Genomic DNA, 3,925 nt, shown 5'->3' on the forward strand with positions numbered 1-3,925 from the left:
CAGCATCTGTAAAGAAGGATGCGGCGATCAAACATATCCCGCATCCATAAAGGATTTTGATATCAAATGGCCTTTTCCCCTATTTTGGCAATGGTCTCATCGATGCTTGCCTTAAGCTCATCTGGTATTCCCTGAATGCCCACCTCGAGGAATCCTCTGACGATCATTCCAACAGCTTCTTCTTCCGTAAGGCTGCGGGCCATAAGATATTCGATTTGTTCTCTGGCTATCCTGCCGACAGCGGCTTCATGGGAGAGTTCGATATCCTCAACATTTGCTTCGAGGATGGGGATGGCCCTCTGAGTACCTTCACTGGAGAGTACAAGACCATGACATTCGAGATGACCTTTTGCTCCATCGGCATTACCTATCATCTCACCTCTTGCAATGACCTTTCCACCAGTGGTGATAGTCCTTGAGATAAGTTCTGCCTTAGTATCAGGAGCATTAAATATCACTCTGCTACCCAGATCCAGCTCTGATCCGGGATGAGCTACTCCTATGCTATTCAGCCTTGTAAATGCACCTTTCCCTTCAAGAAGGACCGTCGGATATGTCTGGACAGATCTGACAGGTTTCAGAGTAACATAATTATTGATGTAAGTGCCACCTTCTTCCACATGGACCACTGTACGGGGCCTGACACCTATCTGTTCAGCCCAGTTATGTATCATGGTAAAGTTCAGTGTAGCTCCCTTTTTCACATATATCTCTGAAATTCCCAGGTGTAATCCCTTTTCCACACCCTTCTTAGTGGAGCATCCTGTGATCACGTCAAGTTGTGCACCCTCCTCTACTACTATAAGATTGTGCACTGTCTGGGAAACATCCTTTGACCCTATGAGCAGGCATGTCTGCACAGGCATTTGTGACTTCTTTCCTGCCGGAGCACGTATAAAATACCCATCGGCATTCTGCAGATAGCTCATTGCAGTGTATTTATCCGCATCGGGTTTTACAAGTTTCCATGAATAGTCCTTCAACCAGTCATATTTCTTAAGAGCGGCCTGCAAAGACATGAGCTCTACTGCATCATCCTGTTTGACAGATGTATGAGAAACTGCATTGTCGAGCATGATGAAAGTGCCGCTGCGATTCTCTTCACTGGGTACGATCCCCACATTCAGAAGTGTGTTCTGGTCATCGGAACTCAGCTTGGTCAGATCCTCTGTGACCTTTTCTTCCTTGCTGGCTATCCCGTAATCATCCAGGTTGAAATCCTCACCATAAGCAGCACTCTTCTTAAGGGCGTCCTCTGCCTTTTTCTTCAGAGATAGTTCATCTTGCATTTGATACACTCCTCATACCCCTTTGATTTAATATTATCCAGCATCTCACGAGGGTTGCCGGAACACATTACTCTGCCATTGCATAGTATGAACCCTCTGTCTGCTTCGACATAGTCCAGTACCTGTCCTGTATGGGTGATTATAAGGGCCGATTTGCCATGTTTACATCTTTCTCCTGCACATTTACCTCCGCCGGTCAGAAGGTTCTTGATAGTAATACCAAGCTGTTCGATGCTCACAAGGTCTACGCCGGATTCGGGCTCATCAAGTAACACCATGTCAGGGTTCTGTGTTGATAATTGCAAAAGTTCCGATCTCTTGATCTCCCCGCCTGAGAAACCTACGTTTATATCTCTGTCAAGGAAACGCACCATATCCAGCGTTTCAGCGAGCTCACTATAATTTGTACTATCTTTAGAGATAACATCTAAAAGACTGCGAAGTTTCACCCCACTCATATTCGGAGGCCTCTGGGTCATTATTCCCAATCCCATCTGTGCCCTTTCGTACACGGACATGTTCGTGATGTCCTCACCTTTGAATATGATCTTTCCTGCCACTACTTTGTAACCTGAGAAGCCCATCAGGGTCATCAGCAAGGCTGATTTGCCCGCACCGTTCGGTCCAAAAAGTACATTTTTAAAGCCGTCCTCAACATTGAGATTGATACCATTAAGTATCCTACGGCCTCCTATTTCTACGGTAAGGTTCTGTATCTCCAGCATATAGGTCCCCCTATAAGAATGACGTTATATCCATCGGGTCTTTATATATAGATTTCTACCTGTTAACAGCGTAAAACCCATCCGATAATAGTATGAGAGATCTGACGCTGCAAAAAATAAGGGGTTCATTTTTTTAGTGTACCCACAACAGGATATGCATCCAGGGCAGAGGTTTCATGAGGAGCTTCAGCTTCGAGCTCATTTGTCAGATCGTTCCCAGACCCGTGCAGTCCCATGTGCTCTCCGTCTGACCAGAAATCACTTTCAGTAACATCATAGACCTTGTCTTTATAAATGACATAGGCTTTTTCACCATTTTTCCCATTGTAACGTGCAACTTCTTCAAGTGTGAACTCCTGCATTCTATAACACTCCTTTTGGCTTTAATAACAAACAACATTATGGATAAAAAAGCATAAACCTTTCCCTTTGATTTCAATTCCTGTAGCCCTGATGATCCTTAAAAGACTGGAGATCCGGAATTTAATAGGACGAATTAAATTATAAGGCTCTACAGATTGCTGAAATATGAAGGTCTACAGATTTTCACCATTGAAACATGATCAATTCCCGCATCATCAAAGGTATTCCCATATTCCTTAAATCCGAACTTCCTGTAGAATCCGATAGCACTGACCTGAGAATCTAGATATAACCTTTCAACACCTGCTCCTTGGGCTTTCTCCAATAATCTCTCCATCAGAGATCTTCCGAGCTCCATACCTCTGTATGGTTTGAGAACACATATCCTCCCCAGTTTAAAGTGGTTACCATCATTAAACAATCTGCCCGTGGCTATAGGTATATCATTATCATATACCAGCAAGTGCTGCGCATGGTCATCGAATTCGTCCCTTTCCAGGAATTCGGGTACTTTCTGCTCTTCGACAAACACTGCTTTTCTTACTTTGAAAGCCTCGTTAAAACCAGCTTTTCCATTGATCCATTTATAGTCCACGGGCCCACGCTCTGCAAAGTATATTGCTTCGGTTCTCAGATCCTCATATACATATTTGCTTTTTCTTTTTAAAAGGTAACATTATGGCTGCATAGCTGATCATATCATCATTCCTTGCTGCAGGATGCGTCAAAGAAAAGTATTTACCTACATCAAAAAGATTATCATTTATATCGAACTAAAAACGAAAGCCTTATTAATAGATGGATTTTATGCTAATCAAACCAATCTTCTAAAAAGGCCAGGTGATCTATTTTGAAAAAAATGCTCAACTTTATACTATTGGGACTGCTTGTTGTGTCCTTGTTAGCCATTTCCGGATGCGTTGACAAGACTGCAGAGCAAGCGGTAGAACCAGCTGAAAATGTACAGACCTACGTGATCGGAACCGAACCATATTTCCCCCCGTTCGAATATGCCGATGAGAATAGCAGCAGTACTATAATCGGTTTTGACGTGGACCTTATAAACGCCATAGCTGAAGACCAGGGATTCAAAGTTCAATGGAAAGATCTTGAATTCGATGCGCTGATCCCGGCCCTCCAGTCCGGCCAGGTCGACATTATCGCTTCAGGCATGACCATTACAGCTGAAAGGGAAGAAGCTGTAGATTTTTCAGAACCTTATATCAATGCAGGACTGGCTCTTGCAGTAGCTGCTGGCAATGAGGAAATAAAGAGTGTTGATGACCTGAAAGGAAAGGTTGCTGCTGTACAGATGGGTTCGACCGGTTCCCAGGAAGCCGATAAACTGAAAGCAGAAGGTAAGATCGGAGAGATCATATACCTCGCACACGTGAACGATATAATCCTGAACATCCAGAACGGTCGTGCAGACTTCACAATAAATGACCTGCCGGTAACTCAGGCTTTCATGAGCCAGAACCCAGGTGTCATAAAGATCGTGGATGATGAAATAACGAGTGATTCATACGGGTTCGCTGTAAAGAGCGG

5 protein-coding genes are annotated in these 3,925 nt (G+C 43.9%); 1 reads left to right on the top strand and 4 read right to left on the bottom strand.

The annotated features are described in order from the left end of the window. Positions 1-62 precede the first annotated feature (62 nt). The 4 genes from AB7U21_RS11000 to AB7U21_RS11015 all read right to left on the bottom strand — a co-directional run bounded on the left by AB7U21_RS11000 (position 63) and on the right by AB7U21_RS11015 (position 2,972). The gene (locus AB7U21_RS11000; RefSeq protein WP_428389032.1) at positions 63-1,289 is read right to left on the bottom strand and encodes a SufB/SufD family protein; all 1,227 of its coding nucleotides are present in this window, start codon (positions 1,287-1,289) and stop codon (positions 63-65) included. Then, complete coding sequence (locus AB7U21_RS11005) at positions 1,268-2,014, bottom strand: ABC transporter ATP-binding protein (RefSeq protein ID WP_428389034.1); 747 nt, start codon at positions 2,012-2,014, stop codon at positions 1,268-1,270. Before AB7U21_RS11005 ends, AB7U21_RS11000 begins: the two co-directional genes overlap by 22 nt. Before the next feature lie 125 nt (positions 2,015-2,139). After that, a complete protein-coding gene (locus AB7U21_RS11010; RefSeq protein ID WP_333787958.1) occupies positions 2,140-2,376 on the bottom strand; it encodes a cytochrome b5 domain-containing protein in 237 nt (78 codons plus the stop codon). A 149-nt stretch (positions 2,377-2,525) separates the two neighbouring features. After that, positions 2,526-2,972 (bottom strand): GNAT family N-acetyltransferase, encoded by a 447-nt coding sequence (locus AB7U21_RS11015; RefSeq protein WP_428389037.1) that lies wholly within the window; start codon positions 2,970-2,972, stop codon positions 2,526-2,528. A gap of 264 nt (positions 2,973-3,236) precedes the next feature. Here AB7U21_RS11015 and AB7U21_RS11020 point away from each other — a divergent pair. Continuing rightward, positions 3,237-3,925 (top strand): transporter substrate-binding domain-containing protein (locus tag AB7U21_RS11020; RefSeq protein ID WP_428389039.1); only part of this gene is annotated, 689 nt, incomplete at its 3' end.

This window comes from Methanomethylovorans sp., from assembly GCF_050177135.1.
Classification (GTDB): Archaea; Halobacteriota; Methanosarcinia; order Methanosarcinales; family Methanosarcinaceae; genus Methanomethylovorans.

Bases quoted from the DNA above. Each gene is read 5' to 3' on its own strand.
- AB7U21_RS11000 (WP_428389032.1), bottom strand. From the start codon at position 1,289: ATGCAAGATGAACTATCTCTGAAGAAAAAGGCAGAGGACGCCCTTAAG.
- AB7U21_RS11005 (WP_428389034.1), bottom strand. From the start codon at position 2,014: ATGCTGGAGATACAGAACCTTACCGTAGAAATAGGAGGCCGTAGGATA.
- AB7U21_RS11010 (WP_333787958.1), bottom strand. From the start codon at position 2,376: ATGCAGGAGTTCACACTTGAAGAAGTTGCACGTTACAATGGGAAAAAT.